Below are 26285 nucleotides of genomic sequence, written 5' to 3' on the forward strand. Positions count from 1 at the left end.
CATTGATAACACGCGCCCCGCCCGCACGCCAGCCCCTTTTTCGCGCGAGGTGAGCGCGCTCACGGGAACTCCGGGCACCCCCGGCCACGTTGATCGGGGCAGCGACGACGACGGGAGCGGGACGAATGATCACAGTGCGGCAGGCCGGACGCGCCGATGCGCGCGAGCTGGGCACCACCTTGGCCGCGGCCTTCCAGGAGGACCCGGTGATGGCCTGGATCCTGCCGGATCCCCGGCGCCGGGCAGCGGGACTGCCGCATTTCTTCACCGCGCTGGCCCGGCACGTGTTCGCCCCGCTGGGCGCCTGCGAACTGGCCACCGACCCCGACGCGGCGGGCGCGGGCGCGACGATCTGGGGCCCGCCGGGCCACTGGCACGGCACCCCGGCCACCGACCTGCGGACGCTGCCCGGGATCGTGCGCGCCTTCGGCAGGCGCACCCTGGTCGGCAAGCAGTTCGGTGATCTGCTCGCCGAGCATCATCCGCGCGAACCGCACTGGTATCTGTCGATGATCGGCACCACGCCCGAGGCACGCGGCGCCGGGTTCGGGCAGGCGCTGCTGCGCTCACGGCTCGACCGGGTCGACGCCGAGGGCGCGGCCGCCTATCTGGAGTCCAGCAATCCCGACAATATCGGCTACTACGAGCGTTTCGGTTTCGCCGTCACCGGCGAGCTCCGGGTTCCCGGTGGCCCGCCGGTGTGGCCGATGTGGCGGGCCGCTACAGCTTGACGATCGAGGTCACCGGGTAATCACCCTGGTGCTCACGGCCTTTCAGGAATTCCAGTTCCATCACCACGGCGGCGGCGACCACCTCGGCGCCGACCTCCTGGAACAGGGCGGCCGCGGCCGCCAGGGTGCCGCCGGTGGCCAGCACGTCGTCGAGCAGCAGGATGCGCTTACCCGCGAGGTCGACCCCGTCGGCCGGGATTTCCAGTGCGGCGGAACCGTATTCGAGCTGGTACTCGCGCGAGACCACCGGTGGCGGCAGCTTGCCGCCCTTGCGGATGGCCAGCACGCCGGTGCCCAGCGTGGCGGCCACGCCCGCGCCGAGCAGGAATCCGCGCGCGTCCACTCCGGCGACGATATCGGCCTCGGGGGCCACGGCGGCGAAGCAGTCGATGACCGCGCGGAAGCCCTCGGCATCGGCGAAGACCGGGGTCAGATCCGCGAAACGCACACCAGGGGTGGGGAAGTCGTCGTGCCAGCGGGTCAGCCGACCCACCGCGTCGGCGGCCTTCTCGGCCCGGGCGACCGCCTGGTCGTCGGACTCGACCACCGCGTGCTTGCTCATCGGCACCTCTCCGTCACATCCACTCACCGCTGCAACACCCAGCGGTCCATATTCCACCCGGTACCGGCCTGCGTCGGCCCGGCGATCCCGTTCTGCATGCCGTGGCCGAACGCGATGGTGCGCGGGGTCGCGAACAGCGGAATGCTCGGCAACTGCGCCCACAGCAGGTTCTCGGCCTCGATGAGCAGATCCAGCGTCACGGCCGAGTTGGTCTCGCCCGCAAGCTGATCGGTGATCGCATCGTAGCGACCGTTGGCGAAACCCCCGACATCGAGCCCGCTACCGGCCCGCAACGCGGCGAAGGCCGCGACGTTCGTGGTCGAGCCCGCCGGGCCCGGTGCCGCGCCGGTACTGCCCAGGACCGCGTCGACCGCGCCCTCGGCCAGCCGGGTGGACGTGAAATCCGGTGCGCCCGCGTCGACCACGGTGATACCCGCACCCCGGCACGAGTCGGCGATCATGGCCACCGTCTTCGCCCGGCGCGCGTCCGGTGCGAGGTAGCCGATCCGCACGGTGGGCTGCGCGGTGCCCGCCGAGGCCAGAGTGGCGGTGGCGGCCGGGATGTCGGCGCCGCGGTACCGGTCGGCGGACCCGGCCACCGCCGGGTAGTACAGCGAATCCTGCTGCACCACATGGGCGTTCAGCGGTCCGGCGCCGAGACCGTGCTCGGGCACCTCCCCCGCCTTGCCCAGGGTGTCGAACAGCGCCTGGCGCGGGACGCACTGGGCGAAGGCCTTGCGCACCTCCAGCCTGCCGAACACCCCGTCGCTGGCGAGCACGAGCTGTTCGGCGCCGCGCCCAGCGACCGTGCGCTCGTCGAAACCGTCGAGCGACAGGCCGTCCACCGAGCCCGCGCCCAGATCGACGACGCCGAGCGCGTTGTCCTTCGCCTTGGCGGCGTAGTCGGTGCCGCGCGGCCAGACCACGATCCGGCTGGTCTCCGGCGCCGAGCCCCACCATTTCTCGTTCGCGACCAGCACCAGGCCGTCGGCGGCGGTGAAGGACTCGATCCGGTAGGGCCCCGAGGACGGGAACTTCGTCAGGTCCAGCGCGCCGGGCCGCATGGTCCAGCCCGCGTTCCAGAAGTCGGCGATCCGGCCGACCACCGCGCCGTCACCGGCCTGCAGCGCGTCCACCACGTTCGGCACCCCGGCCGCCTGGGCCACCACGTGGGCGGGCATCAGCTCGGCCGCGGTGAACAGGGTGCGCCACGGCAGATAGTGCTTGCCGGGGCGGAACACCACGGTGGCGTCCTTGGAGCCCGGCTGGCAGTCGACGCGCTCGATGTCCTCGTAGCCCGCCGTGCTCGCCGCGTCGAACAGCGGCACCGGGCCGCGGTCGCCGGGCCGGGTGAACCGGCCCGAGCGCGCCGACCAGGCCAGCACGAGATCGTCGCAGGAGGTCTGCACCCCGTCGGAGTACACCCCGTCCGGGTTGAGCCGGTACTGCACGGTCTGCGTCTCGCCGGGCACCTCCTTGGCGGTGCCCGCGTCGGTGTCGGCCACCTGCTGACCGTCGGGTCCGGTGTAGAAGAACCCGGTCAGCACCCGGCCGAACACCGCCTGCGCGCCGCCGGTGGCTCCGAGAGTGCTGCCGCCGTTGTAGCTGGCGACCGCCGCGTCGACGGCGTACCCGATGGAGGGCACCTGGTTCTTGGACGAGCATCCGGTCACCACACCGGTGGTCACCACCGCCGCGGCCAGCCCGGCGATCAGTCGAATCGTGCTGCCTCGCATGCTGAGACCCCCTGCTGTCGCCGTCAGTGCCTTCTCTGCCGCTTTCCGCTCGGCCGGGCGCCCGGCCGGGGCGCCCCGGTGTTACCCGGTCGCGGCGCCCGCGGGGCACCGGCTCCGGCACCGGCGCTCACCGGCACCCGGGTGTCCCCGGCGGCCCGCTTGGCGAGCACCTTCCTGGTGTGCGCGGCCACCGGACCCCAGCGTTCCTTGATCGACACCAGCACCGGCACGGCCAGGAAGATCGACGAGTACGCGCCGACGATCATGCCGACCAGCTGCACCAGCGCGAGGTCCTTGAGCGTGCCGACGCCCAGCAGCCACACCGCGATCACCAGCATGCCGATGATCGGCAGGATGCCGATCACGGTGGTGCTGATCGAGCGCATGAGGGTCTGGTTGGCGGCCAGGTTGGCCTGTTCGGCGTAGGTGCGTTTGTTCAAGTGCAATACGCCGCGGGTGTTCTCCTCGACCTTGTCGAAGACGACGACATTGTCATAGAGCACGTAGCCAAGGATCGTGAGCAGACCGATCACCGCGGCCGGGGTCACCTCGAAGCCGACCAGCGAGTAGATCCCCGCGGTGACGATGAGGTTGAAGAACAGCGACACGATCGCCGCGATCGACATGTCGCGTTCGAAGCGGATGGCGATGTAGATCATCGTCAGCAGCACGAACACCACCAGCGCGATCAGCGCCTTCTGGGTGATCTGGCCACCCCAGGTCTCGCTGATCTCGGCGATGCTGATCGCGTCGATACTCACCGGGGTGCCGGTTTCCTCCGACAGCAGCGCGCGCAGCGCCTCCTGCACCTGCGCGGTCTGGTCCTTGTCCAGGGTCTCCGAGCGCACCTGGATGGTGGCCGAGTCACCGGAGCCGACCTTCTGCACCGAGACCGGGCCGTGGCCCAGCGCGGTGGCGTAGGTGTCCTCCACCTGCTGGGTGGTGACCTCGGCGGCGGGTACCTGGATGCGCGAACCACCGGCGAAGTCGATGCCGAGGGTGAACCCGCGCAGCCCGATGCTGAGCACCGAGATCAGCAGCAGCACCGCCGCCATCGAGTAGAAGAACTTGCGCCTGCTGACGATCGGGAAGCCACCGGTACCGGTGTAGAGACGCTCGAAGAAGCCGTGCTTCGGGCCGTCGACGGGCTCGGCCTTGTCCAGGAACACCGACTCGTCGGTGGGCTTGTCGTTGCTCATCGAGACATCTCCTTCGGCCGGGACTGCCCGGCGCCGCGCTCCCTGGCGATCTGCTGCACCGAACCCAGACCGTTCACCGACGGCTTCGCCCAGAACGGCGAGCGCGCGGCGAGCATCATCAGCGGGGCGGTGACCAGGTAGAGCACGATCACGTCGAGGACGGTGGTGACACCGAGGGTGAAGGCGAAGCCCTTCACCTGACCGGCGGCGAGCAGGTACAGCACGACCGAGGCGATCAGGCTGACGGTCTTGCCGGAGAGGTTGGTGCGCTGCGCGCGCGCCCAGCCGCGCGGCACGGCCGAGCGGAAGCTGCGGCCCTCGCGCATCTCGTCCTTGATCCGTTCGAAGAACACCACGAACGAGTCGGCGGTCAGGCCGATACCGATGATCAGACCGGCGATACCGGCCAGGTCCAGCGTGAACCCGATCCAGCGCCCGAGCAGCACGATGATGCCGTAGACGGCCAGACCGGCCGCGATCAGCGAGAAACCGGCCAGCAGGCCGAGCATCCGGTAGACCAGCAGGCAGTACAGCAGCACCGCGATCAGGCCGACCGCGCCGGCCAGCAGACCGGCCTTGAGCGAGGACAGGCCCAGCGTCGCCGAGACCGTCTCGGCCTCGGAGGTCTGGAACGACAGCGGCAGCGAGCCGTACTTGAGGGTATTGGCCAGCTCGGCCGCGCTGTCGGCGGTGAAATTACCGGAGATCGTTGTACCGCCGAACTGGCCTGCCGCCTGCACCACCGGTGCACTGACTACCTGGGTATCGAGGGTGAACGCAATTCGCTTGCCGTAGTACTCGTTCGTCAGTCGGCCGAACTCGTCTCCACCTGCGGATTTGAACTCGATATTGACGACGTTGCGGTACTGCTGATCGCGCTCCGCCTTCGCATCCGCGATCTCTTGACCGTCGATTCTGCTCGGGCCGAGCAGCAGCACTTCGAGCCCATCCTGCGAACACGCGACCAAAGGCAGCGAGGGGTCATCGTTGCCCGCCAGCGGGTCGGGCACGGTGCAGTCCATGCTCGCCATCGCGACCTGCTGCACGGCCTGGTCAGTGCTCTGGCGCAGCGCCTTGGCGTCGGCGATCTCCTTGGCCTGCTGCTCGGCGGCCGTGGGGCTGCCGGGCGCGGGCGTCGGGGTCGGCGTGGGCGCCTGGGCCGGGAACACCCGCGACTGCGGGGCCGGGGTGGTGGCCTCGCCCGCCGGGGCGTTCGGGTCGGCGGGTGCCGGGGTCTCGGCGGGAGTCTCCCCCGGCGCTGGTGTCTCGGGGGCCGGAGTCTGCGGGGTGTCGCCCGGGATCGGCGTCTGCGGGGCGGCGCCACCGGTCTTCGGAGTGTCCGCGGCCAGCACCGGCCGGATGTAGAGCTTGGCGGTGGTGGCCAGCGCGCGAGCCTGCTGGCTGTCCTCGCCGGGCACCGTGATGACGAGGTTGTCGCCGTCGATGACCACCTCGGAGCCGGAGACGCCGAGACCGTTGACGCGGTTCTCGATGATCTCCTGCGCCTTCTTCAGGCTGTCCTGGCTGGGCTTGCTGCCGTCGGGGGTGCGCGCGGTCAAGGTGACGCGGGTACCGCCCTGCAGGTCGATGCCGAGCTTGGGCGTGGGGGAATGGTCACCGGTGAAGAACACCAGCGCGTAGATCACGGCCAGCAGCGCGGCATAGACGCCGAGCAGCCGGAACGGATGCGCCGATCCCTGGGAAGGTGGCACAGCAGGTCATCTCCTAGGCGGAAGTCGAGGATGGATCGATGGGCACAGCGGTGCCCGGCCGGGCGCGCACCGATCGCACGCCGACCCCGGCGGGGGTGGGACGGGTCAGTCCTTGGTCAGCCGGGTCTCGGTCTGCTCCGGGGCTTCCTCGACGGGGGCGTCAGTCACCGGGGTCTCGTCGGTGACCTGCTCCTCGGCACGCACCTCACGGATGGCCTGACGCAGCCAGGTGGTGACGACGTCCTCGGCGATCTCCAGGTCGACGGTGGATTCGTCGAGGTCGACGACGGTGCCGTAGAGGCCCGAGGTGGTGATCACCTGGTCACCGACCTTCAGCCCTTCCTGCATGCTCGAGACCTTCTCGGCCTCCCGCTTCTGTTTGCGGATACCGAAGAACATCGGCACGAGCAGGGCCAGGATCAGCAGCGGAAACAGGAAGTCCATCGTCGAAGTCAGTCCCTAGTCAGTGGGTGGACGTGCATGTACATCCGACAGTCTGCCAGTTCCCCGCTGCGGCGACACATCGGACGCCAGACCGCGCGGCAAGTGGTCGCCTGGTCACGACGGGCGGAGGCGGTTTGGTGCGACCACACCGTAGCAGGGGGTCGTTCGACTTCGACATGCACTTGCCGCTGTTTGGCACCCCGCAAGCCAGCCGAGCCCAGCCGCAGAAGCAGAACCACCGAGATGTCAAGAACCCACCAAAGGGACCTACCTCAATACCCAGTTCGCTGTGACTTGGCTTACAACAGGGAACCAAGTCGGTACTCGCCCCACCTAAACCCATGACGACCAAATCTGTTGCGGCAGAGGCGTTCTAGAAACCTTGTCGCCGCAGCAGCGCATAGGTTGTCGCGATCCACACGATGAAGGCTAGCCTAGGAAGACTCGCAATGAAGCTGACCCACCGAATCACTACTCATATCGCCAAAGTTGGCGTACCCCTATTTTCAGCACTCACATTGCTGGCGCTGATCGGCGCGATCGTATCGTTCGGCCAGGAGCCGCGATCCATCCATGCGGCACCTAACCCATCCACCATCGGGGATGTCACCCTCTTGGCAGCCTGCAGCCCGGCCGACCAGTATGGCTTCTCGTCGGAATCGGTATCCGGCTGGATGTCCACACAGCCGACCGCGAACAGCTCGAGGTCGATTCAGTTCAGGTCGTCGGGTGGCTACATTCGATGTGAGAATGGACAACAAGCGTTCTACGGCACGGCGAACTCGTACCGCACACAGGAATGCTCCATGGGCAAGCATTGCCTCACCTCGGATTGGACAAACTACGACGAGCGGACCGGCAACATGTGCGGGACGACAAGTGCCGGATACGGGCGCGGCGCTTACGTGGGCTGTGACCCATTCTCACGGTCCTACAAGATGTGGGGCTCCATCGGCTGATATTTCAGCAATGCCAATCGAAAACCAGTAGAGCTAGGTAGCTGGTCCGGGGGCCGGATCTTCGAACCGACTGCAAAGTCGCGGAGGAGGTCCGGCGCCCTGGCGGATACAGAACAGTATCTAGTTGGCGGCGTTTCCGCTTGCATCCTTCGCCGGGCTTGATCGGGTTCGAATCAGGCCACCCCTCAGCGACACATTTTGCGAACCTCGGGGTGCGCATTGATGGTGCTGGTCGGCGGAGCCGGGTTGCCTCTCTCACGCACACCGACCGTGCTGGTTGAAGTATTGACGTCCGATCCCCCACGGTAGCGGGAGTTTCCGGTCTGCTGCAGCTGGGCCACGCTCCCGGAGGGTTCCTGCTTCGTCGCCGACCGCTCGACCGAGGCCGAGGCTGACATCAGCTCCACAGGCGTTGAACTGTCCGCACGCCCTGCGGCCAGAATGTTGATCGCGGCGTTCACATCCCGATCATGGACGGCACCGCATACGCACGTCCATTCGCGGACATGCAACGGCTTCTTCTCGCCGACCACTCCACACGCACTGCACATACGGGTTGAGGGGAAGAACCGGTCCACCTTCCGGAACCTCCGCCCATACTGGGCGGCCTTCTCTTCCAACATGCGGGTAAACGCGCTCCACCCCGCATCATGCACCGAATATGCCAGCCGGGTGCGGGCAAGGCCCTTCACACACAAGTCCTCCACGTACACGGCTTGGTTCTCGCCGATGATCCGTGTCGAATGCTTATGCGCCCAATCGCGCCGCGAATTCGCGACTCTCGCGTGCGCTGTCGCGACCCTCACCCTCGCCTTCGCCCGGTTCTTCGAGCCCTTCTCTTTGCGCGACAACGCCCGCTGCGCCTTCCGTAAGCGACGTTCGGCTTGCCGCAGAAAGCGCGGTGACGTGATCGTCTTACCATCCGACAGAACCGCGAAAGTGGTCAACCCGAGGTCGATACCAATCTCAGCATCGACATCCGGCAACGGCTGATCATCGACCGATACGACGAACGATGCGAAATACCGGTCCGCCGCGTCCTTGACAATCGTGACACTCGATGGTTCTGATGGCAGTTCCCGCGACCAGGCGACTTTTACATCCCCGACCTTCGGCAACCGCAACCTCCCACCGGCAGTGACTTTGAACCGTGCGTTGCGAGTGAACCGAATAGACTGCCTATTGTCGCGACGAGACCGGAACCGCGGTGCAGCGACCCCTGAACCTCTGCGCTTCCCGCTTATCGAGGCAAAATAGTTTCGATAAGCGGCGTTCAGATCGGCCAGTGCTTGTTGCAGCACCACCGAAGACGTCTCGCTATACCAGGATCGTTCCGGTGTCTTTTTCGCCTCGGTCAACCGCTTCGAGAGTTCGCGGTCAGTCACGTATGCATCCCCCTCGCGGCGGGCAGCCACCCGTGCGGCGAGCGCATCATTGTACACCGCCCGAGCACATCCGAACGCCCGCGCCAATGACTCCTGCTGGCCAGGCGTAGGGTAAATGCGGTAGCTGTACCGAAGCTGCACGAAATCGACTGTACTTGGCCGACGATGGATCTCAAAGCCTCCCCGACCAGCGATCCCGGCATCCGCCATCGGCACGTAATGACGAAAACCCGTGGGATAGAAGGACACTCCTGACACAATGACCGCTGTGACGCCCGACGATGTGAGCCGCACCCACTTCGCCATGCCGACCCTGGGCCATCGCGGCTACCACGCAGACGAGGTCGACGCGTTCCTCGAACTCGTCTCGGCCACCCTGGACGGGCAGGGCGCCCTCACCGCGGACGACATCCGCCACGTGCACTTCGGCGCGCCGCGCTTCGGCGGCCGCGGCTACCAGGCCGACCAGGTCGACGACTTCCTCGACCGGGTCCGCACCGAACTCGAGTACCGGCAGAAGGGCGGCGCCCCCGTGCCCGCCGCGCGGGCCGGACAGCCCGCCGCCGAGCTGCTCACCCCCGACGACGTGCACCGGATGCGGTTCAGCCTGTCCGCGGTCGGCAGGCGCGGCTACCACGAGGAAGAGGTCGACGCCTTCCTGGACCTGGTCGCGGCCACCCTGGCCCACAACGGCCCGGGCAGCCTCACCGCCACCGACGTGCGGAGCGTCCGGTTCACCGACGCCCGGCTGGGCACCCGCGGCTACTCCCGCGAGGAGGTCGACGCCTTCGTCGACCTGGTGATCACCGCCCTCGAGCACCCCGAACGGCGCCTCTGACTCTCTCAACCCTGGATGCTGGTGAGTTCGGCGGTGCGCAGGTCGTCGGGGAAAACGTAGCGGCGGAAGGCCCAGAAGCGGAAGGCCATGGCCAGCAGCACGCCCAGGATCTGGCCGCTGATGAAGTTGGCGACCATCTGCGTCGTCGGATCCACGTGCGGCACCCGCAGATTCAGCACGTAGAGCGAGAGCGCCTGCGGGATCATGGTGACCACGATGCCCAGCGCGCTGACGGTGAAGAACAGCGCGGCCTCGTGACTGCGTCCGCGTCCGCCGCGGGTGCGGAAGGACCACTCGCGGTTGAGGATGTAGGAGGCGATGGTCGCGATCAGCGCGCCGAGCAGGCGCGCGGTCAGCGGCTTGTCGCCGAGGACGGTCAGCTTCACCGCGTAGACGACGCCGGTGTCGATGAACCAGGTGATCGCGCCGACGACCGCGAATTTCAGGAGTTCCCGGTGCTTCAACAGCAGGGAACGCAACGGCTCGGGGAACCGTTGCACCACCGCATGGACTGCCACCACGCCGACAGTAGACGACCGGGCGCGACGGCGCCCGCCGGGTCCCGGGTGCTCAGTCGAGCAGCTCGCCGCTCGGTTGTGGTTCGCGCCCACGCACTTCGATGGCACCGATGACCAGATCCGGCGGCGGGACCAGGCCCAGGTGTTCCCACGCGGCCGCGGTCGCGACCCGGCCGCGCGGGGTGCGGGCGACGAGTCCGGCGCGCACCAGGAACGGTTCGCACACCTCCTCGACGGTGGCGGCTTCCTCGCCGACGGCCACCGCGAGGGTGGACACGCCGACCGGTCCCCCGCCGAACCCGCGCACCAGCGCGCCGAGGACGGCCCGATCCAGGCGGTCCAGGCCGAGCACGTCGACGTCGTAGACCTCGAGCGCGGCCATGGCGATCGGGTGGGTGATCACGCCGTCGGCCCTGACCTCGGCGAAGTCGCGGACGCGGCGCAGCAGCCGGTTGGCGATGCGGGGCGTGCCACGCGAGCGGCCCGCCACCTCGGCGGCGGCGTCGTGGTCGATCGTGACGCCGAGGATGCGGGCCGAGCGCTGCAGGATCCGCAGCAGTTCCCCGGGTTCGTAGAAGTCCATGTGCCCGGTGAAGCCGAAGCGGTCGCGCAGCGGGCCGGTCAGCGCGCCGGAGCGGGTGGTGGCGCCGACCAGGGTGAAGGGGGCGATGTCGAGCGGGATCGAGGTGGCGCCGGGGCCCTTGCCGACCACGACGTCGACCCGGAAGTCCTCCATCGCCAGGTACAGCATCTCCTCGGCGGGCCGGGCCATCCGGTGGATCTCGTCGATGAACAGCACATCGCCCTCGACCAGGTTGGACAGCATGGCGGCCAGGTCGCCCGCGCGTTCCAGAGCCGGTCCCGAGGTGATCCGCAGCGCGGTGCCGAGTTCGCCGGCGATGATCATCGCCATGCTGGTCTTGCCGAGGCCGGGCGGGCCGGACAGCAGCACGTGGTCGGGGGTGGCGCCGCGCTGGCGGGCGCCGCGCAGGACCAGGGCGAGCTGTTCGCGGACGCGGGGCTGGCCGATGAAGTCGTCGAGCGAGGTGGGCCGCAGGCCGGTCTCGGCCTCGCCGTCGGAGTGCAGATAGCGTGCGGTGAGCGCGGAGTCGTCGGTGTCGAAGTCGTCGTCCATGGCCTACCTGTTCTTGCCGAGCAGGCCGAGGGCAGCGCGCAGGGCGACCGAGGTGGTGGCGGTGGGCTGGTCGGCCAGCACGGTGTCGACGGCCTGTTCGGCCTGCTTGGCCGGGAAGCCGAGCCCGACCAGCGCCTCGGCGACCTGCTCGCGGACCGGGGTGAGCGGCGCCTGCGCGCCGGGCGGACCGGCGGGGACCGGCACCAGGTTCACCTTGTCGCGCAGTTCCACCACCATGCGTTCGGCGCCGCGCTTGCCGATGCCGGGCACCCGGGTCAGCGCCGCGACATTGCTCTCCGCCAGTGCTTTCCGCAGCGCTTCCGGTTCGAGGACGGCCAGCACGGCCAGCGCGAGCTTGGGGCCGACACCGGAGACGGTCTGCAGCAGGCCGAACAGGTCGCGCGCCTCGGTGTCGGCGAAGCCGAACAGCGTCATCGAGTCCTCGCGCACGATCATCGCCGTGTAGAGCCGGGTGTCCTCGCCGCGGCTGAGCCCGGCCAGTGTCGCCGGGGTGACATTGAGCCGGTAACCGACACCCGCGGCCTCGATCACCACGTGATCGAGCGCGATCTCGAGCACCTCGCCGCGTACCGACGCGATCACCCGCGCACCACCTTCCGTTGTTCGGCCAGCCGCTGTTCGTAGCGGCGCCGTACCTCGTCCGCCTTGGCCTGGGCCACCGCCATCCGGTCCAGCAGCGGCGCCCGCCAACAATGACAGATCGCCAGCGCCAGCGCGTCGGCGGCGTCGGCCGGTTTCGGGGCGACCCGCAGGCCGAGGATGCGGGTCACCATCGCGGTGACCTGCGCCTTGTCGGCAGTGCCGTTGCCGGTGACCGCGGCCTTCACCTCGCTGGGGGTGTGGAAGGCGACCCGGATGCCGCGCCGGGCCGCGGCCAGCGCGATCACCCCGCCCGCCTGCGCGGTGCCCATCGCGGTGCGGACATTGTGCTGGGCGAAGACCCGCTCGATCGCCACCGCCTCGGGCCGGTGGGTGTCCATCCACTCCTCGGCGGCGTCGGCCACGGCCATCAGCCGATGCGCGAGTTCGGCGTCCACCGGCGTGCGCACCACCCCGACGTCGAGCGCGACGATCTTGCGCCCCGGTCCGCTGTCCACCATGCTGAGCCCGCACCGGGTGAGCCCGGGATCGACGCCCATCACCCGCACCGGCAGCCCCTTCGAAGACACGAACAGTTGTTCGAAAGTCTAGAGCATCGCGGCAGATCGCTCGACCAGCGACACGGGCGCCGGGCACCGCGAGTTCACCACCGCCGCGCCACCGTTCGCGTTCGCGCCGCGGCGAGGCCGTCCGCCTTCGGGTCGCCGGTCAGCCGACGAGATCCATCCGCAGGAACTCGGCGATACGCAGGACCGCGGGCGGCCGGGTGACCGTCGTCGGCAGGACACGGACGGCTTCGTCCCGATCGATCACCCGCGGCGCGGTGAGGGCGATCTCGGCGCCGTCGACGCACAGGCGAGCCTGTCCCGCGGCGAGGACATTGCGTACCCAGTCCGACCGGGAACCGTAGACCAGGACGAACAGGTAGCCGTTGTCGACGGGGTGCGCGTCGAGCGGGGTCCGGTAGGTCGTGCCGGAGACACGGCCCGTGTGGATGAGCACCGGCCATTTCCCGCTGGCGAGCGCGCGCGGATTGAACACCCGTTTGTTGACCTGGCCCCACCATCTCGGCATCGGCATCAGCCGCCTCCTTCGGTCTTCCTTACAAATGTAAGGCTGGCTTACAGCTGTAAGATTGTCAACATGCCCGCTGCTGCCGATCGTCGACCGCTGAGCCGTGACCGCGTCCTGGAAGGCGCCATCCGGGTGGCGGACCGCGACGGCGCCGCGGCGATCACCATGCGCCGGATCGCCCGGGAACTCGGCGTGGAGGCGATGTCGCTCTACCATCACCTGCCGAACAAGGACGCGGTGCTCGACGGCGTGGTCGACGCGGTGTTCGCGAAGATCGAGTTACCCGGCGGGGACGAGGACTGGCGTGCGGCGATCCGTGCCAGCGCGCACTCCGCCCGCGCGGTACTGTCCCGGCACAGCTGGGCCCTCGGACTCATGGACTCGCGTCGCCACCCGGGCCCGGCCACCGTGCGCCGCCATGACGCATTCCTCGGCGTCCTGCGCCGTGGCGGCTTCTCGCTGCCGATGGCGGCCCACGCGATCTCGCTCATCGACAGCTACGTCGACGGATACGTCCTCCAGGAAGCGAACCTGCCGATCAGCACCACCGCGGACCTCGAGGAGGTCGCGGGCGGCATCCTCGACGAGCTCGCGACCGCGGACCTGCCCTACCTCACCGAAATGATCGTCGACCACGCGCTGCGACCGGGCTACGACCACCGCCGCGAGTTCGGCTTCGGACTCGAGCTGATCCTCGACGCACTGGAGTCACGCCGCGCCGCCCCGTAGACCGGTGCAGGGTCCGCGCAATGGGCATGGTCGCGCTCAGCTCGCCGCGAGCGCGGCGGTGAACACAGCGAAGGTAGCGGCATCGAACAGGACGAAACGCACCTGCGTCACCGTTGTCCCGGCCGATCGGACGGTCTCGACGGCGATGCGGGCACCGTCGTCCATCGGCCAGCCGAAGATGCCGGTGGAGATCGCCGGGAACGCCACCGTCTCCGCACCCAATTCGGCTGCCACGCGCAGGGATTCGCGGTAGCAGGAGGCCAGCAGCGCCGAGCGGTCCTCGGTGGCCGACCAGACCGGGCCGACGGTGTGGATGACCCACCGCGCGGGCAGCCGTCCGGCCGTGGTGGCGACGGCCTGCCCGGTCGCCAGCCCCTTGCCGTAGTGGCTGGCGCGCAGGTCACGGCAGGCGGACAGGATCTCCGGCCCGCCCTTGCGGTGGATCGCGCCGTCGACGCCGCCGCCACCGAGCAGCGAGGAGTTCGCGGCATTGACCACCGCGTCGACCCGCTGTTCGGTGATGTCCCCGCGTACCGCCTCGATCCGTGTCATGGCTCCATTCTGCGGACCGGGCCGGGCACGACACCAGTGGCTATCGCGGCGTACCGTCGACAGCGTCGCCGATCGTCGCTCCACCCGAGTCGAGGAGAACCGCGCATGCCCGTCCCCACCGGCGAGATCCTGCCGAGCACCGACGGCCGCGACCTGGTGCTCACCCGGTCGCTCGGCCTGCCGATCGAGGAGGTCTGGGCCCGACTGACCGATCCGCATCTGACCGTGGGCTGGTACGGCACCTGGGAGGGCGAGGGCGGGACCGGCAACTCGATCCGGGTGCGGATGCGGTTCGAGGAGGGCGAACCGTGGACGGCCATGAATATCGACGACTGCGCCCCGCCGTTGCACTTGGGCCTGTCCGCGACCGACCAGATCGGCGTGTGGCGGCTGGAGGTGAGCCTGCTCGACACGGGCGCGGCCACCGAAGTGCGCCTCGTGCACCATCTCACCTCGTCCTACCAGCTGGCCGAGATCGCGCAGATCGGGCCGGGCTGGGAGTACTACGCGGACATGTTCGTCGCCGCCTGCACGCACACCGAGCGGCCCGACTTCGCCGACTACTACCCGGCGATGGCCGCCTACTACACCGAACGCGCGGCCTGAGGCCCGGAACGTCCACCGCCCCAGCCGAATTCACGGCCGGGGCGGTGGACGGAGACTACCGGGTCACTCGTCGTCGAGCTGCGCGGCGACCTCGTCGGAGATGTCGACATTGGTGTAGACGTTCTGCACGTCATCACTGTCCTCGAGCGCGTCGACCAGCTTGAGCACCTTGCGCGCGCCCTCGGCGTCGACCGCGACCGACACCGACGCCTGGAAGCCGGATTCGGCCGAGTCGTAGTCGATGCCCGCGGACTGCAGCGCCGAGCGCACCGCGATCAGATCGCCCGGCTCGCTGATGATCTCGAAGGCCTCGCCCAGGTCGTTGACCTCTTCGGCGCCCGCGTCGAGCACGTGCTCGAGGATGTCGTCCTCGGACAAGCCGTTCTTCTCGAGGGTCACCACACCCTTGCGGCCGAACAGGTAGGCCACCGAACCCGGGTCGGCCATGTTGCCGCCGTTGCGGGTCATCGCGACACGCACCTCACCGGCGGCGCGGTTGCGGTTGTCGGTGAGGCACTCGATGAGCACCGCGACACCGTTGGGGCCGTAGCCCTCGTACATGATGGTCTGCCAGTCGGCGCCGCCGGCTTCCTCGCCGCCGCCGCGCTTGCGGGCGCGCTCGATGTTGTCGTTGGGGACCGACGACTTCTTCGCCTTCTGGATGGCGTCGTACAGCGTCGGGTTACCCGCAGGGTCACTACCACCGGTGCGGGCCGCCACCTCGATGTTCTTGATCAGCTTGGCGAAGAGTTTGCCGCGCTTGGCGTCGATTCCCGCCTTCTTGTGCTTGGTGGTGGCCCATTTGGAGTGGCCGCTCATGCCCTACTTCCTTCAGGTCGGTTGCGCGTCTGCCCGGGCGGACAAGCTCGAACCAGCCTACTCGGGCCACGCGCGCCCGTGGACGCGGGCGTTACCGTGCCGAACGAACCAGGTCGACGAACAGCTCGTGCACCCGCAGATCGCCGGTCACCTCGGGATGGAACGAGGTCGCCACGACATTGCCCTGGCGCGCGGCGACGATGCGCCCCTGGGCCGGACCGTGCGGCACCCGGGCCAGCACCTCGACGCCCTCGCCGACCCGCTCGACCCACGGCGCGCGGATGAACACCGCCCGCACGGGGGTGTCGAGGCCGGTGAAGTCCAGATCGGTCTCGAAGGAGTCCACCTGGCGGCCGAAGGCGTTGCGCCGCACCGTCATATCGATGCCAGACAGGTGCTGGGCGTCGGCCCTGGTGTCGAGCACCTCCGAGGCCAGCAGGATCATGCCCGCGCAGGAACCGAAGGCGGGCAGCCCGTCGCGCAGCCGCGCGCGCAGCGGTTCGAGCAGCTCGAAGGCCACCAGCAGCTTGGAGATGGCGGTCGACTCGCCCCCGGGCAGCACCAGGCCGTCGATCGCGGCCAGCTCGGACTCGCGGCGCACCAGGACCGCCTCGGCACCGCAGTGCTCCAGCGCGGCAACGTGTTCGCGCACGTCGCCCTGCAGGGCGAGGACACCGATGGTGGGCCGGTCGGCCGGGGTTGCGTTCACAGCCGCTGAGCTTACGAGCCGCGCCGGTGTGCGCCCGCTCACGCCCTCAGGTGTGGCGCGGGGTGCGGATCAGGCCCTCCTGGACGACCGCGGCGACCAGGTTGCCCGCGCGATCCCAGATCTTGCCGCCGGTCAGCGCGCGGCCGAAGCCCGCCGAGGGCGAGGACTGGTCGTAGAGCAGCCACTCGTCGGCGCGGAACGGGCGCAGGAACCACATGGCGTGGTCCAGCGAGGCGTTCTGGGTGGGTTCGTCGGGGTGGATCACCTTGGACGAGCCGAGCAGGGTCATATCGCTCATGTAGGCCAGGGTGCACACATGGAACAGCGGGTCGTCGGGCAGTGGGTGGCGGTAGCGGAACCAGACCTGCTGCGGGGAGACGGCGCCGTCGCGGGCGACCACTTTCTCCTGGGGCACGGTGCGGATGTCCCAGTGCTCCCATTCCCGCATCGCCCAGAGCCGTTCGGGGCTCATGGTGACGCTGGCGTCGGGCAGGTCGTCGGGGCCGTCGAGCTCGGGCATCACGTCCTGGTGCTCCGGTCCCTCGTCGCCGTGGTGGAACGAGGCCGACATCATGAAGATGGCCTGCCCGTCCTGCACGCCGGTGACACGCCGGGTGCAGAAGGAACGGCCGTCCCGGATCCGCTCCACCAGGTAGACGGTGGGTTCCTCCGGATTGCCCGGCCGCAGGAAGTACCCGTGCAGCGAGTGCACCTGGTAGCCCGGGTCGACGGTGCGCACGGCCGAGACCAGTGCCTGCCCCGCCACCTGGCCGCCGAAGGTGCGCGGTAGCTGGGACTCGGTGGACGCACCACGGAAGATGTCCCGTTCCAGCCGCTCGATCGCGAGCGCCTCTTCGATTGTCGCCATACGCCCGAGATTATCGCCTCACCGACCGCGCGGTCTGCCCGGCACGGCGCGCGGCCGGACGAACCGGCCGCGGGCACGGAAAACCCCGACCGGACGGGTCCGATCGGGGTTTCGCGGGGGTGGGTCAGGCGCAGGCGACCGACTGCTGGCCCAGGTTGGTCAGCATCTGGCAGGCCCAGGTCTGCTGCACCTTCCAGACGCCGTTGTCGGCGACGAACGGCACGTCGACGACATTGGTCTGGCCGTTGATGGTGAAGTCGGCCTTGGCGTTGACGCTCTCCCCGAACGAGGTCACCTCGGTGACCTGCACCTGCACACCGGCGTCCTTGGCGGCCTGCGCCAGGCGGTTGGGCAGCTCGGGGTCGGCGGCGACGCCCTGCACGAAGTCGAGCTTCTGCTCGTTCGGGACGGACGGGTCCAGCGCGGTGTTGAGCTGCTCGTTGAGCTGCTCGACGGTCGGCACCGCGGGCAGATCCGCGGTGGGGGTGGCCGCGGCCGAACTCGAGGTGCTCGTGCTGGGCTTGGCGGTGGTCTCGCCCTTGTCGTCGCTGCACGCGCTCATCCCGAGCGCGGCGACCACGGCCAGGCCAGCGATCGCCACACGTCCGGTCCTACGAAACTTCATCCACTCGTCCTTCATCTCGGGTCACTCGTTCTCGCCGGGGCGAGGAGCTCGAGCCGCGCGCCCTGACGACGCTGGCCACGATGCCACGGCGCGCACGCTACCGAGCATTGTTGAGGAAACTCTGAGACACACACAATCAGGGCGCGGCAATCGATTCCGGCGCCGCGGCTGCCCGACCGCCGTAGGCAGCGTGACCAGGCTATCCTGCGGCGCGGATCTGCCGTAACCCGGCGACCGCGCCGACCAGCCGGGCGTGGGTGTCGGGGTCGGCGGCGGCGATCAGGCCGTGCGGTGTGCTGTGTAAGGGCTGGCCCGCCAGGCCGGTCACCACGCAGCCCGCGGCCTGGCACAGGGCGATGGCGGCGGTGAAGTGCACGCTGTCGCGCAGGTCGCCGCCGGTGACGTAGGCGGCACGGCGGCCCGCGGCGACCCAGGCCAGGGCCAGCGAGGTCGACAGCACCCTGGCGTGGAAGCGCCCGGCGAAACCGGTGGCGTCGAGCAGCCGCGCCGGGGTCGACCAGGGGAAGGGGTGGTCGAGGTCGACATCGACGAGTCTGCTGTCGGCCGAGGGCCGTAACGGCTCGTCGCGGCCCTCGTGCCGGACGAACGCCCCCGCGCCCGCGGTCCAGAACACCTCGGCGGCGAAGGGATCGGCGGTGGCCGCGGCGGTGACCGCGGCGCCGGTGCGCAGCGCGACGTTCACCGCCGCGAAGGTGGTCTGCACCGCGAAATTGCGGGTGCCGCACAGCGGATCGATGAACCAGGTGCGCTCCCCTGCCGCGGACCCGGTGATCCCGGACTCCTCCGCGACGAACCGGTCGTCTGGCCGGGCGCCGGTCAGCAGGTCGAGAATGGCTCGCTCGGCGGCGAGGTCGGCGTGGGTGGCGAAGTCGTCGCCGTGTTTGGCGTGCCGGGTGACCGGCTCCCGGAACGCGTCCCGAATGGCTGCGGACGCGACTTGCGTTGCGCGAATGGCGATTTCGATATCCGAGTGGTGCACCTCTTCCAGGCTACGGGCTCTGGCTCATCCGGACAGCGAAACTTTCAGTTCACGGTGCCCCGCATCGGGAGGTAGATCTCGGCGGCCTCGGCGAACCCCGCGCCGGTGAGCTCGGCCAGCGCCAGGGCCTCGTCGATCTTGCGCAGCACCAGCCGCACCGCCGCCCGGTCGTTCCACTGGTCGCCGACCGCCGCCAGGGGTTCGGCATTGCGCGCGAGCCAGTCCCGCAGCGGCCGCACCTCGCCGGGGGCCGCATAGCCGCCGATCGCGTAGTTGGTGGGGATGGTCCAGTTGGATTCCCAGGTCAGCGTGGGGAATTCGGCGGGCAGCACACCCAGCAGCGCGTCGTTGCCGCCCAGCGGGGCGTAGCCGTCGGTCTCGGCCGACTCGGCCAGTTCGGTCGGCCAGACCCGGCCGCGTTCGATCCAGCCGGGCAGCAGCGCGGCGAGGAATTCCACCAGGACGAACTGGGCGTTGCCGGTGAGCGCGTCGGCAGCCTGGATCGTCGCGCCGTCGGCATTGCGGATGTGCTCGCGGCCCGCGCGCACGGCCGTGGCGGCCTCGCGCAGCAGGTCGAGTTTCCAACGGAACCCGGTGGCCAGGTGCTCGGCGGTGGGCAGGGCACCGGACAGGTCGGGTTCGACCCGGTCGGGCAGGGTGCGGTCGAGCAGGGCGAGCTGGGTGCGGGCCAGCGCGTCGACCTCGCCGACCTCGGCGCGGGTGTAGCGCAGGACGGTCTCGGCGACGTCCTCCGGCGTTTCGGCGGTGACGAAGAACGGCCTGCCCCACAGATAGAGGAAGGAATCGAAATCGGTTCCGGCACACACCTTCCGCGCGCCGAGCCCCCACGCGTTCGCCCGGAACCGCACCTGAGCCTGGCGGACCGCGTCGGCGACCAGGTCGTCCAGGTCACCGGCACTGCCCCGCCCGGCCAGGAACGGGGTGAGGCGTTCCTCGACGAGACGCTGGTCGATCGGATGAAAGCTGATGTCGTAACCCATGTTTCGCGACTCTAGGAGCACACACCGACAACCGGCACTACAGCGCCAGATACACCGCCAGCCCCAGCCCGGCGATCCCGACACCCACCCGCAGCACGCCCGGCGGGATCACCTTGACCACCGGCGGCCCGCACCAGCCGCCGACGAACGCGCCCGCGCCCAGCGCCAGCGCCGCACCCCAGTGCACCGGCCCGAAGGCCGCGAAGCCGATCGCGGCGACCAGATTGGCGATGCCGAGCAGGAAACTCTTGAGCACCGAGGCGCTCCACACCGATTCGGAGGTACACAGCAGCATCATCGACAGGTAGATCACGCCCGCGCCCGCGCCGAAGTAGCCGCCGTAGACCGAGACCAGCAGCACGCCCACCGGCACGATCCACGGCGCGCTGAGCTCCCCGACATGCCGCCGGACCAGCGGTTGCACCAGCAGGGCCAGCGAGGCAACGGCCACCAGGAACGGCACCACCACCACGAAGGTGCCCTCGGGCGCGACCAGCAGGGCCAGCGCGCCCAGCAGGCCGCCGATCGCGGACAGGATCGCCCACCGCACCAGCGTCGCCCCGCGCCCGGTCAGCTCCCGCCCGGAGTTCGCGGTCGCCCCGACGCCGACGGCCACCAGCGCGACAGTATTGGTGACATTGGCCGCGACCGGCGGCAGGCCGATGGCCAGCAACGCCGGATACGAGACGATCGAGGCCATCCCGGTGACGAACCCGATCAAGCCGGTGAACACCCCCGCGACGACCAGCAGCAGAATGTCGAGCGCGGTCACGGACCGACTGTACGGTATGCCCAGGTGGCAGCGACTTCGCGGTCTCGCGGCGCCGTCTCAGGCCCGCACGGGCGTGTTGTGGAAGCTGGTGAACAGCCAGCGGTCCCCTGTGCGGACCGCGACCCGGGTCTGGATCGACCGCTCGGGTCCGGCCGGGGTGTCCGGGGGTGCCGGGCGCGGGGTCATCGTGATCAGCACGGCGGTATCGGGGGTGGGGTAGCGCAGGGTGCGCCGGAGCGGTTCGGCCAGGTGGGTGCCGTGCATGAATCCGTCGAAGCCGCGCTGCATCTCGGCCGCCAGGGCGGCACGGCCGCGGATGAATTCGCCGAGGAAGGAGACGAAATCGCAGTCCTCGGTGAAGGTGGCGGCGAAGGCGGCGCCGTCCCCGGCGGCCCAGGCGGCCATCTGGGCGCGGAGCAGGGCGAGGACCGCCTCCTGGGCGGTCGCGGTGTGATCGAGTTCGGTGCTCATGCGTCCCACGGTGCCAGCGGGACGGTCATGAACTCCATGACCTCCGAGGTCATGGAGTCGACCATCGCGACGTGGCTACCCTGGCACGGTGAACAGCCCCCGAGACAGTCCCGTCGGCACGCTGCTGCGCGAATGGCGGCAGCGGCGGCGGCTGAGCCAGCTCGAGCTCGCGCTGGCCGCCGAGAGCTCCACCCGCCATCTGTCGTATGTGGAGACCGGCCGGGCCAAGCCGAGCCGAGCCATGGTGCTCAAACTGTGCGAGACACTGGACGTTCCACTGCGCGAACGCAATACGGTGCTCCTGGCGGGCGGCTTCGCCCCCGAGTACCGCGAGACGGGACTCGACGACGCCGACGGCACCCGCACCGCCCTGGACACCGTGCTGGCCGCGCACGAACCGTATCCGGCGGTGGCGGTGGACCGGCACTGGAACGTGGTCACCACCAACCGGGCGATGGGCCTGTTCGGCGCGATCCCCGACCTCCCCGGCGACCGGCCACCCAATGTCTACCGACTCGCCCTGACCCCCGACCCACCGGACGCTCCGATCCGCACGGTCAACTTCGCCGAGGTCCGCACCTACCTGCTCGAGCGGCTGCACCGCCAGGTCCGGGCCACCGGCGACCCGGTGCTGCGCGCGCTCTACAACGAGGTCGTCGCCTATCCCGTCCCACCGGACGAGGGCCCCGACCCCGCCCCCATCCCGGTCGGCCCCTTCGCGGTCCCCCTGCGCATCCACACCCCGGCTGGGGAACTCCGCCTGTTCAGCACCATGGTCACCTTCGGCGCCCCCGCCGACGTCACCCTCGCCGAACTGGCCGTCGAACTCTTCTACCCCCTCGACGACACCACGGCCACCACCCTGCGCGCCCTCTACGAGACCCCACCCCCGCCACCTGAACCGGCCCGCGGAATCCGTTCGGCGCCCATCACGCCGTCGTCCGGCGGATGAGCGACGCGCTCGACCTCGACCGGTCGTGAGACGGCTCCGGCGGACGCCGCGAGGTGCGACGTCCGCCGGAGCGAATACCTCAGTGCCCGACGGGAATCGGGCGGGCGATCACCAGCCGCGCTCGGCCAGGCGGTGCGGCTGCGGGATCTCCTCGACATTGATGCCGACCATGGCCTCGCCCAGGCCGCGCGAGACCTTGGCCAGCACGTCCGGGTCGTCGTAGAAGGTGGTGGCCTTGACGATGGCGGCGGCGCGCTGCTCGGGGTTGCCGGACTTGAAGATGCCGGAGCCGACGAACACGCCCTCGGCGCCGAGCTGCATCATCATGGCGGCGTCGGCGGGGGTGGCGATGCCACCTGCGGTGAACATGACGACGGGCAGCTTGCCGGTCTCGGCGACCTCACGGACCAGCTCGTAGGGGGCCTGCAGCTCCTTGGCGGCGACGAACAGCTCATCGGCCGACAGCGAGGTCAGGCGGCGGATCTCGGCGCGGATGGTGCGCATGTGGGTGGTCGCGTTGGACACGTCACCGGTGCCCGCCTCGCCCTTGGAGCGGATCATGGCCGCGCCCTCGGTGATGCGGCGCAGGGCCTCGCCCAGGTTGGTGGCACCACAGACGAAGGGGACGGTGAAGTTCCACTTGTCGATGTGGTTGGCGTAGTCGGCCGGGGTGAGCACCTCGGACTCGTCGATGTAGTCCACGCCCAGGCTCTGCAGGATCTGCGCCTCGACGAAGTGGCCGATGCGGGCCTTGGCCATCACGGGGATGGACACCGCGGAGATGATGCCGTCGATCATGTCCGGGTCGCTCATCCGGGAGACGCCGCCCTGGGCGCGGATGTCGGCGGGCACCCGCTCGAGCGCCATCACGGCCACGGCGCCGGCGTCCTCGGCGATCTTGGCCTGCTCGGGGGTGACCACGTCCATGATCACGCCGCCCTTGAGCATCTCGGCCATGCCGCGCTTCACGCGGGCGGTGCCGACGGTGGTGGTGGTCTCAGGCGTAGTCACGGCTGTCTCCTGTGTCATGGGCGCCAATCAGGTCGCTCGGTGGTGGACACCGTCGATTCTAGATCCGCCCGAAATCGGTCTTCATAGCCAGTTGCGGTCCACTGGCCTTGCCACGACCTGCGACAACGCGCCGACCGACGGTCGCTGGCCTGCTCGAGTGGCCCGCGTCTCAGCGGATCGAGCGCACGACGTGGTCGGTGTCGTCGCCTGCGGCGGTCGCGGCCTCGGCGAGCAGTTCGTCGAGGTGGTAGGGGTAGACCGCCTCGCCCAGCTCCTCGAGCGCGCGGATGTCGGCGGGGGTGCACCAGCGATGGTCGGTGATGGTGCGCCGTTCCAGCGCGTTGAGCGCGGCGGGCCGCCACTCGAACCGGGGGGCGCGCAGGGTGAAGAACAACTCCTCGGAGCGGATCAGCTCGCCGTTGAACGGGAACACCGCCACCCGCCGCCACAGTGGGCCGCGCAGCACCGCGGGATCGACGCGCTGGCCGGTCTCCTCATGGATTTCGCGGACGGCCGCGTCGCGCAGGCTCTCCCCCGGCTCCACCCCGCCGCCGACGGTGAACCAGAAGGGCACCTCGGGAGCGGTCGGGTCGTGCCCGCGCAGCAGCAGCACGCGATCCTGCTCGTCGAGCAGCACCACCCGGGCGGCGGTGCGGGTGGTGTGTACCTCCAGGCCCGTCGCGGCGGCCGGGGTCGCGCGCTCGGTGATCTCGAAGTAGTGCGGCAGCGGCGCGGTGCCGCCCAGGTGCAGGATGCGCACCGGACGGCGGGTGCGCAGGGCGAGGGTGTCGCGGACGGCGTCGTTGTGGAAGCGGCGCGCGATGAGCACCCTGGCCTCGGCGTCGGCGAGTTCGGCCACCAGCTGGGGCCGCAGCTGCTCGATGTCGACCAGCGACAGCGCGGCGGAGAGCTGGTTCTCGACCGTCTCGCGGTCGGCGCGGTCGGCGCGCTCGGCCCGGTCGGCCAGGGTGGCGAGCTGGGCGGCGCGGTCACCGCGCAGCGGATCGGTGCTGACCGGCCCGGCCACGGCCATGGCCACCGCGCGCGCCACCACGGCCCGCCGGGCCAGCGCCGCGTCCAGCGCCTGCCAGGACTGGTCCGAGCGCACGTGCAGCCGGTCGAGCCGGTTGGCCGTCGAATAGGCCCACACGCCGAGCGCGAGCACGAGCAGGGCGACCAGGCCGAGGACCAGGACGGTGGTCGCGGAGAAGGTGATCATCCGGCGACCCGTACTGTCGCGTCGCCGACGGTGACCGTCTCGTAGACCCGCAGGATCTGTTCGGCGACCACCGGCCAGTCGTATCCGGCCACGACCTGACCGGCCGTGCGCACCAGCCGCTCCCGGGTCCGGTCGTCGGTGAGCACGGTGTCGATGGCCTCGGCCAGCGCCGCCGAATCACCCACCGGGGTGAGCAGGCCCGCCGCGCCGTCGCGCAGCACCCGCCGGAACGCGTCCAGTTCGCTGGCGACCACCGGGGTGCTCGCGGCCATCGCCTCGATGAGGATGATGCCGAAGCTCTCCCCGCCCAGGTTCGGCGCCACGTAGACATCGGCGCTGCGCATGGCCGCGGCCTTCTCCGCGTCGGTGACCTGCCCGAGGAAGCGCAGGTGCCGCGCGTGCTCGCCCGCCTCGCGGCGCAACCGGTCCTCGTCCCCGCGCCCGACGATCAGGATCTGCACCTCGGGGTGACGCCGGACCAGTTCCGGCAGCGCGCCCAGCAGCACATCCATGCCCTTGCGGGGTTCGTCGTAGCGGCCGAGGAACAGCACCGTCTTGCCCGCGCGCGGGTACCCGTCCAGCAGTGCCCCGCGCGCGAACGCCGAGACGTCGACGCCGTTGGGGATCTCCACCGCGTCCGAACCCAGCGCCTCCACCTGCCAGCGCCGGGCCAGCTCGGAGACCGCGATACGCCCGCTGATCTTCTCGTGATACGGCCGCAGCACGCCCTGAAAAGTGCTGAGCACCAGCGATTTCGTGGTCGAGGTGTGGAAGGTCGCGACGATCGGGCCCTCGGCGATCTTCAGCGCCAGCATCGACAGGCTGGGCGCGTTGGGCTCGTGGATGTGCAGCACGTCGAAGTCGTTGCTGTCGATCCAGCGCCGGATCCGGGTGTAGGCCATCGGGCCGAACGACAGGCGCGCCACCGAGCCGTTGTACGGGATCGCCACCGCGCGGCCCGCCGACACCACGAAATCGGGCAGCGGGGTGTCGTCGGAGGCGGGCGCGAGCACGCTCACCTTGTGCCCGCGTTCGAGGAACACCCGCGCCAGCTCGACCACATGGGCCTGCACCCCGCCGGGTACGTCGAACGAGTACGGGCAGACCATCCCGATCCTCACCGCGGCCCCCCGGCCTGCTGGGTGGCGATGCGGGCCAGCCGTTCCGCGGACAGGTCGCCCTCCCACAGCGGTTGCAGCATGTGCCAGTCGGCCGGATGCTGGGCGATATTCGCCGCGAACTCGTCGGCGAGCGCCTGCGTGGCGGCGGCCACGCCTGCCGAGACATCCACCGGCGCACCGGTTTTCAGCCCCCAGCCCTCGGTGCCGTCGGCCTCGGTGGTGAACCAGGCGTGCACCGGCAGCAGCGCGGCACCGGTCTCGATGGCGAGCTTGGCCGCCCCGGCGGGCATCCAGGTGCGTTCGCCGAAGAAGTCGACGGGCACACCCTTGCCGGTGAGGTCGCGCTCGCCCATCAGGCACACGATCCGGTTCTGCCGCAGCCGCTCGGCGAGCTGCCCGAACGGCGGCTGCTCACCGCCGGTGAGCGGGAACACCTCGAAGCCCAGGCTCTCGCGGTAGGCCACGAACCGTTCGAACAGCGATTCCGGCTTCAGCCGCTCGGCCACCGTGGTGAAGGTGTCGTAGTGCTGCACGAGCCACACCCCGGCCATGTCCCAGTTGCCCGAGTGCGGGAGCACGAAGATGACGCCGCGGCCCTGTTCCAGCGCCGCGTCGAGATGTTCCAGACCGTCGACGTAGTAGTCGATGGTGGTGTGGTCCATGCCGGGCAGCCGGAACGCCTCGCGCCAGTAGCGGGCGTAGGAGCGCATACTCGCGCGCATCAGCTCCCCGGGCACCTGGTCGGGCGCCACCCCGAGCACCCGGGCCAGATTGCGCCGCAGCTGCGCGGACCCACCGCCCTTGACCGCGCGGTCGGCACCCAGATCGAAGATCTTGCGGGCCAGCGGTTCCGGGGCGGCGCGCACCAGCCGCCAGCCTGCCGCGTAGCCCCAGTCGCTCATCCGTTCGGCGAGCG

30 protein-coding genes are annotated in these 26285 nt (G+C 69.8%); 6 read left to right on the forward strand and 24 right to left on the reverse strand.

All coding sequences use genetic code 11. The annotated features are described in order from the left end of the window. Positions 1 to 125: 125 nt before the first annotated feature. Positions 126 to 731: a GNAT family N-acetyltransferase gene (locus WA675_RS10875; protein WP_336084096.1), complete on the forward strand. Its 606-nt coding sequence runs from the start codon at positions 126 to 128 to the stop codon at positions 729 to 731. On the opposite strand, the gene WA675_RS10880 is transcribed toward WA675_RS10875, so the two are convergent. From WA675_RS10880 to yajC, 5 genes are all read right to left on the reverse strand, one after another. Then, positions 721 to 1293, reverse strand: a complete 573-nt coding sequence (locus WA675_RS10880; protein WP_336084097.1) for an adenine phosphoribosyltransferase — start codon at positions 1291 to 1293, stop codon at positions 721 to 723. The genes WA675_RS10875 and WA675_RS10880 overlap by 11 nt on opposite strands. Positions 1294 to 1316: 23 nt before the next feature. Continuing rightward, a complete protein-coding gene (locus WA675_RS10885) occupies positions 1317 to 3029 on the reverse strand; it encodes an ABC transporter substrate-binding protein (protein WP_336084098.1) in 1713 nt (570 codons plus the stop codon). Positions 3030 to 3052: 23 nt separating this feature from the next. Beyond that, positions 3053 to 4228 carry a protein translocase subunit SecF gene (gene secF / locus WA675_RS10890; RefSeq protein ID WP_336084099.1) on the reverse strand — a complete coding sequence of 392 codons (1176 nt, stop codon included), beginning with the start codon at positions 4226 to 4228 and terminating at the stop codon, positions 3053 to 3055. Then, entirely contained in the window at positions 4225 to 5940 is a 1716-nt protein-coding gene (secD, locus tag WA675_RS10895) for a protein translocase subunit SecD (RefSeq protein ID WP_336084100.1), read from the reverse strand. Before secD ends, secF begins: the two co-directional genes overlap by 4 nt. A gap of 105 nt (positions 5941 to 6045) precedes the next feature. Beyond that, a complete protein-coding gene (yajC, locus tag WA675_RS10900; RefSeq protein WP_336084101.1) occupies positions 6046 to 6384 on the reverse strand; it encodes a preprotein translocase subunit YajC in 339 nt (112 codons plus the stop codon). 449 nt (positions 6385 to 6833) lie between these two features. On the opposite strand from yajC, the gene WA675_RS10905 reads away from it, so the two are divergent. After that, a complete protein-coding gene (locus WA675_RS10905; RefSeq protein WP_336084102.1) occupies positions 6834 to 7343 on the forward strand; it encodes a hypothetical protein in 510 nt (169 codons plus the stop codon). A gap of 185 nt (positions 7344 to 7528) precedes the next feature. On the opposite strand, the gene WA675_RS10910 is transcribed toward WA675_RS10905, so the two are convergent. Beyond that, positions 7529 to 8977 carry an RNA-guided endonuclease InsQ/TnpB family protein gene (locus WA675_RS10910; protein WP_336084103.1) on the reverse strand — a complete coding sequence of 483 codons (1449 nt, stop codon included), beginning with the start codon at positions 8975 to 8977 and terminating at the stop codon, positions 7529 to 7531. A 10-nt stretch (positions 8978 to 8987) separates the two neighbouring features. Between WA675_RS10910 and WA675_RS10915 the strand changes: the two genes are divergently transcribed. Continuing rightward, on the forward strand, positions 8988 to 9566 hold the full coding sequence (locus WA675_RS10915) for a DivIVA domain-containing protein (RefSeq protein ID WP_336084104.1): 579 nt from the start codon (positions 8988 to 8990) through the stop codon (positions 9564 to 9566). Positions 9567 to 9571: 5 nt separating this feature from the next. Here the strand turns inward: WA675_RS10915 and WA675_RS10920 are convergent, their stop codons facing one another. The 5 genes from WA675_RS10920 to WA675_RS10940 all read right to left on the reverse strand — a co-directional run bounded on the left by WA675_RS10920 (position 9572) and on the right by WA675_RS10940 (position 12920). Beyond that, a complete protein-coding gene (locus WA675_RS10920; protein WP_336084105.1) occupies positions 9572 to 10084 on the reverse strand; it encodes a GtrA family protein in 513 nt (170 codons plus the stop codon). A gap of 52 nt (positions 10085 to 10136) precedes the next feature. Next, positions 10137 to 11219, reverse strand: a complete 1083-nt coding sequence (ruvB, locus tag WA675_RS10925) for a Holliday junction branch migration DNA helicase RuvB (RefSeq protein ID WP_336084106.1) — start codon at positions 11217 to 11219, stop codon at positions 10137 to 10139. 3 nt (positions 11220 to 11222) lie between these two features. After that, the gene (ruvA, locus tag WA675_RS10930) at positions 11223 to 11822 is read right to left on the reverse strand and encodes a Holliday junction branch migration protein RuvA (RefSeq protein WP_336084107.1); all 600 of its coding nucleotides are present in this window, start codon (positions 11820 to 11822) and stop codon (positions 11223 to 11225) included. Then, complete coding sequence (ruvC, locus tag WA675_RS10935) at positions 11819 to 12388, reverse strand: crossover junction endodeoxyribonuclease RuvC (RefSeq protein ID WP_336084194.1); 570 nt, start codon at positions 12386 to 12388, stop codon at positions 11819 to 11821. Before ruvC ends, ruvA begins: the two co-directional genes overlap by 4 nt. 160 nt (positions 12389 to 12548) lie before the next feature. Next, positions 12549 to 12920: a nitroreductase family deazaflavin-dependent oxidoreductase gene (locus tag WA675_RS10940; RefSeq protein WP_336084108.1), complete on the reverse strand. Its 372-nt coding sequence runs from the start codon at positions 12918 to 12920 to the stop codon at positions 12549 to 12551. Positions 12921 to 12983: 63 nt separating this feature from the next. On the opposite strand from WA675_RS10940, the gene WA675_RS10945 reads away from it, so the two are divergent. Continuing rightward, positions 12984 to 13643 carry a TetR/AcrR family transcriptional regulator gene (locus WA675_RS10945; RefSeq protein WP_336084109.1) on the forward strand — a complete coding sequence of 220 codons (660 nt, stop codon included), beginning with the start codon at positions 12984 to 12986 and terminating at the stop codon, positions 13641 to 13643. Positions 13644 to 13679: 36 nt separating this feature from the next. Here WA675_RS10945 and WA675_RS10950 read toward each other — a convergent pair whose 3' ends face one another. Beyond that, positions 13680 to 14195 carry an O-acetyl-ADP-ribose deacetylase gene (locus WA675_RS10950; RefSeq protein ID WP_336084110.1) on the reverse strand — a complete coding sequence of 172 codons (516 nt, stop codon included), beginning with the start codon at positions 14193 to 14195 and terminating at the stop codon, positions 13680 to 13682. Between the two features lie 105 nt (positions 14196 to 14300). Between WA675_RS10950 and WA675_RS10955 the strand changes: the two genes are divergently transcribed. Then, the gene (locus WA675_RS10955) at positions 14301 to 14801 is read left to right on the forward strand and encodes an SRPBCC domain-containing protein (protein ID WP_336084111.1); all 501 of its coding nucleotides are present in this window, start codon (positions 14301 to 14303) and stop codon (positions 14799 to 14801) included. A gap of 63 nt (positions 14802 to 14864) precedes the next feature. Here WA675_RS10955 and WA675_RS10960 read toward each other — a convergent pair whose 3' ends face one another. The 8 genes from WA675_RS10960 to WA675_RS10995 all read right to left on the reverse strand — a co-directional run bounded on the left by WA675_RS10960 (position 14865) and on the right by WA675_RS10995 (position 21066). Then, entirely contained in the window at positions 14865 to 15620 is a 756-nt protein-coding gene (locus tag WA675_RS10960; protein ID WP_278264160.1) for a YebC/PmpR family DNA-binding transcriptional regulator, read from the reverse strand. Positions 15621 to 15711: 91 nt separating this feature from the next. After that, entirely contained in the window at positions 15712 to 16329 is a 618-nt protein-coding gene (pdxT, locus tag WA675_RS10965; protein ID WP_336084112.1) for a pyridoxal 5'-phosphate synthase glutaminase subunit PdxT, read from the reverse strand. Positions 16330 to 16375: 46 nt separating this feature from the next. Then, positions 16376 to 17197, reverse strand: coding sequence for an acyl-CoA thioesterase (locus WA675_RS10970; RefSeq protein ID WP_336084113.1), 822 nt, complete (start codon positions 17195 to 17197; stop codon positions 16376 to 16378). Positions 17198 to 17321: 124 nt separating this feature from the next. Then, positions 17322 to 17822, reverse strand: a complete 501-nt coding sequence (locus WA675_RS10975) for a hypothetical protein (RefSeq protein WP_336084114.1) — start codon at positions 17820 to 17822, stop codon at positions 17322 to 17324. 199 nt (positions 17823 to 18021) lie between these two features. Further along, on the reverse strand, positions 18022 to 18822 hold the full coding sequence (locus WA675_RS10980; RefSeq protein ID WP_336084115.1) for an inositol monophosphatase family protein: 801 nt from the start codon (positions 18820 to 18822) through the stop codon (positions 18022 to 18024). Between the two features lie 44 nt (positions 18823 to 18866). After that, on the reverse strand, positions 18867 to 19823 hold the full coding sequence (locus WA675_RS10985) for a hypothetical protein (protein WP_336084116.1): 957 nt from the start codon (positions 19821 to 19823) through the stop codon (positions 18867 to 18869). Positions 19824 to 19860: 37 nt separating this feature from the next. Beyond that, positions 19861 to 20595, reverse strand: coding sequence for a sulfite exporter TauE/SafE family protein (locus tag WA675_RS10990; protein WP_336084117.1), 735 nt, complete (start codon positions 20593 to 20595; stop codon positions 19861 to 19863). A 57-nt stretch (positions 20596 to 20652) separates the two neighbouring features. Beyond that, a complete protein-coding gene (locus WA675_RS10995) occupies positions 20653 to 21066 on the reverse strand; it encodes an SgcJ/EcaC family oxidoreductase (RefSeq protein WP_336084118.1) in 414 nt (137 codons plus the stop codon). 88 nt (positions 21067 to 21154) lie between these two features. On the opposite strand from WA675_RS10995, the gene WA675_RS11000 reads away from it, so the two are divergent. Continuing rightward, a complete protein-coding gene (locus WA675_RS11000) occupies positions 21155 to 22018 on the forward strand; it encodes a helix-turn-helix domain-containing protein (RefSeq protein WP_336084119.1) in 864 nt (287 codons plus the stop codon). Between the two features lie 108 nt (positions 22019 to 22126). On the opposite strand, the gene pdxS is transcribed toward WA675_RS11000, so the two are convergent. The 4 genes from pdxS to WA675_RS11020 form a co-directional block, all read right to left on the reverse strand. Further along, complete coding sequence (pdxS, locus tag WA675_RS11005; RefSeq protein WP_278264150.1) at positions 22127 to 23047, reverse strand: pyridoxal 5'-phosphate synthase lyase subunit PdxS; 921 nt, start codon at positions 23045 to 23047, stop codon at positions 22127 to 22129. A gap of 151 nt (positions 23048 to 23198) precedes the next feature. Continuing rightward, complete coding sequence (locus tag WA675_RS11010) at positions 23199 to 24245, reverse strand: NUDIX hydrolase (RefSeq protein WP_336084195.1); 1047 nt, start codon at positions 24243 to 24245, stop codon at positions 23199 to 23201. Then, on the reverse strand, positions 24245 to 25369 hold the full coding sequence (locus WA675_RS11015) for a glycosyltransferase family 4 protein (protein WP_336084120.1): 1125 nt from the start codon (positions 25367 to 25369) through the stop codon (positions 24245 to 24247). Before WA675_RS11015 ends, WA675_RS11010 begins: the two co-directional genes overlap by 1 nt. Continuing rightward, positions 25366 to 26271: a phosphatidylinositol mannoside acyltransferase gene (locus WA675_RS11020; protein ID WP_336084196.1), complete on the reverse strand. Its 906-nt coding sequence runs from the start codon at positions 26269 to 26271 to the stop codon at positions 25366 to 25368. Before WA675_RS11020 ends, WA675_RS11015 begins: the two co-directional genes overlap by 4 nt. Positions 26272 to 26285: the final 14 nt, after the last annotated feature.

It is taken from the genome of Nocardia sp. SSK8, assembly GCF_037034205.1.
GTDB lineage: Bacteria > Actinomycetota > Actinomycetes > Mycobacteriales > Mycobacteriaceae > Nocardia.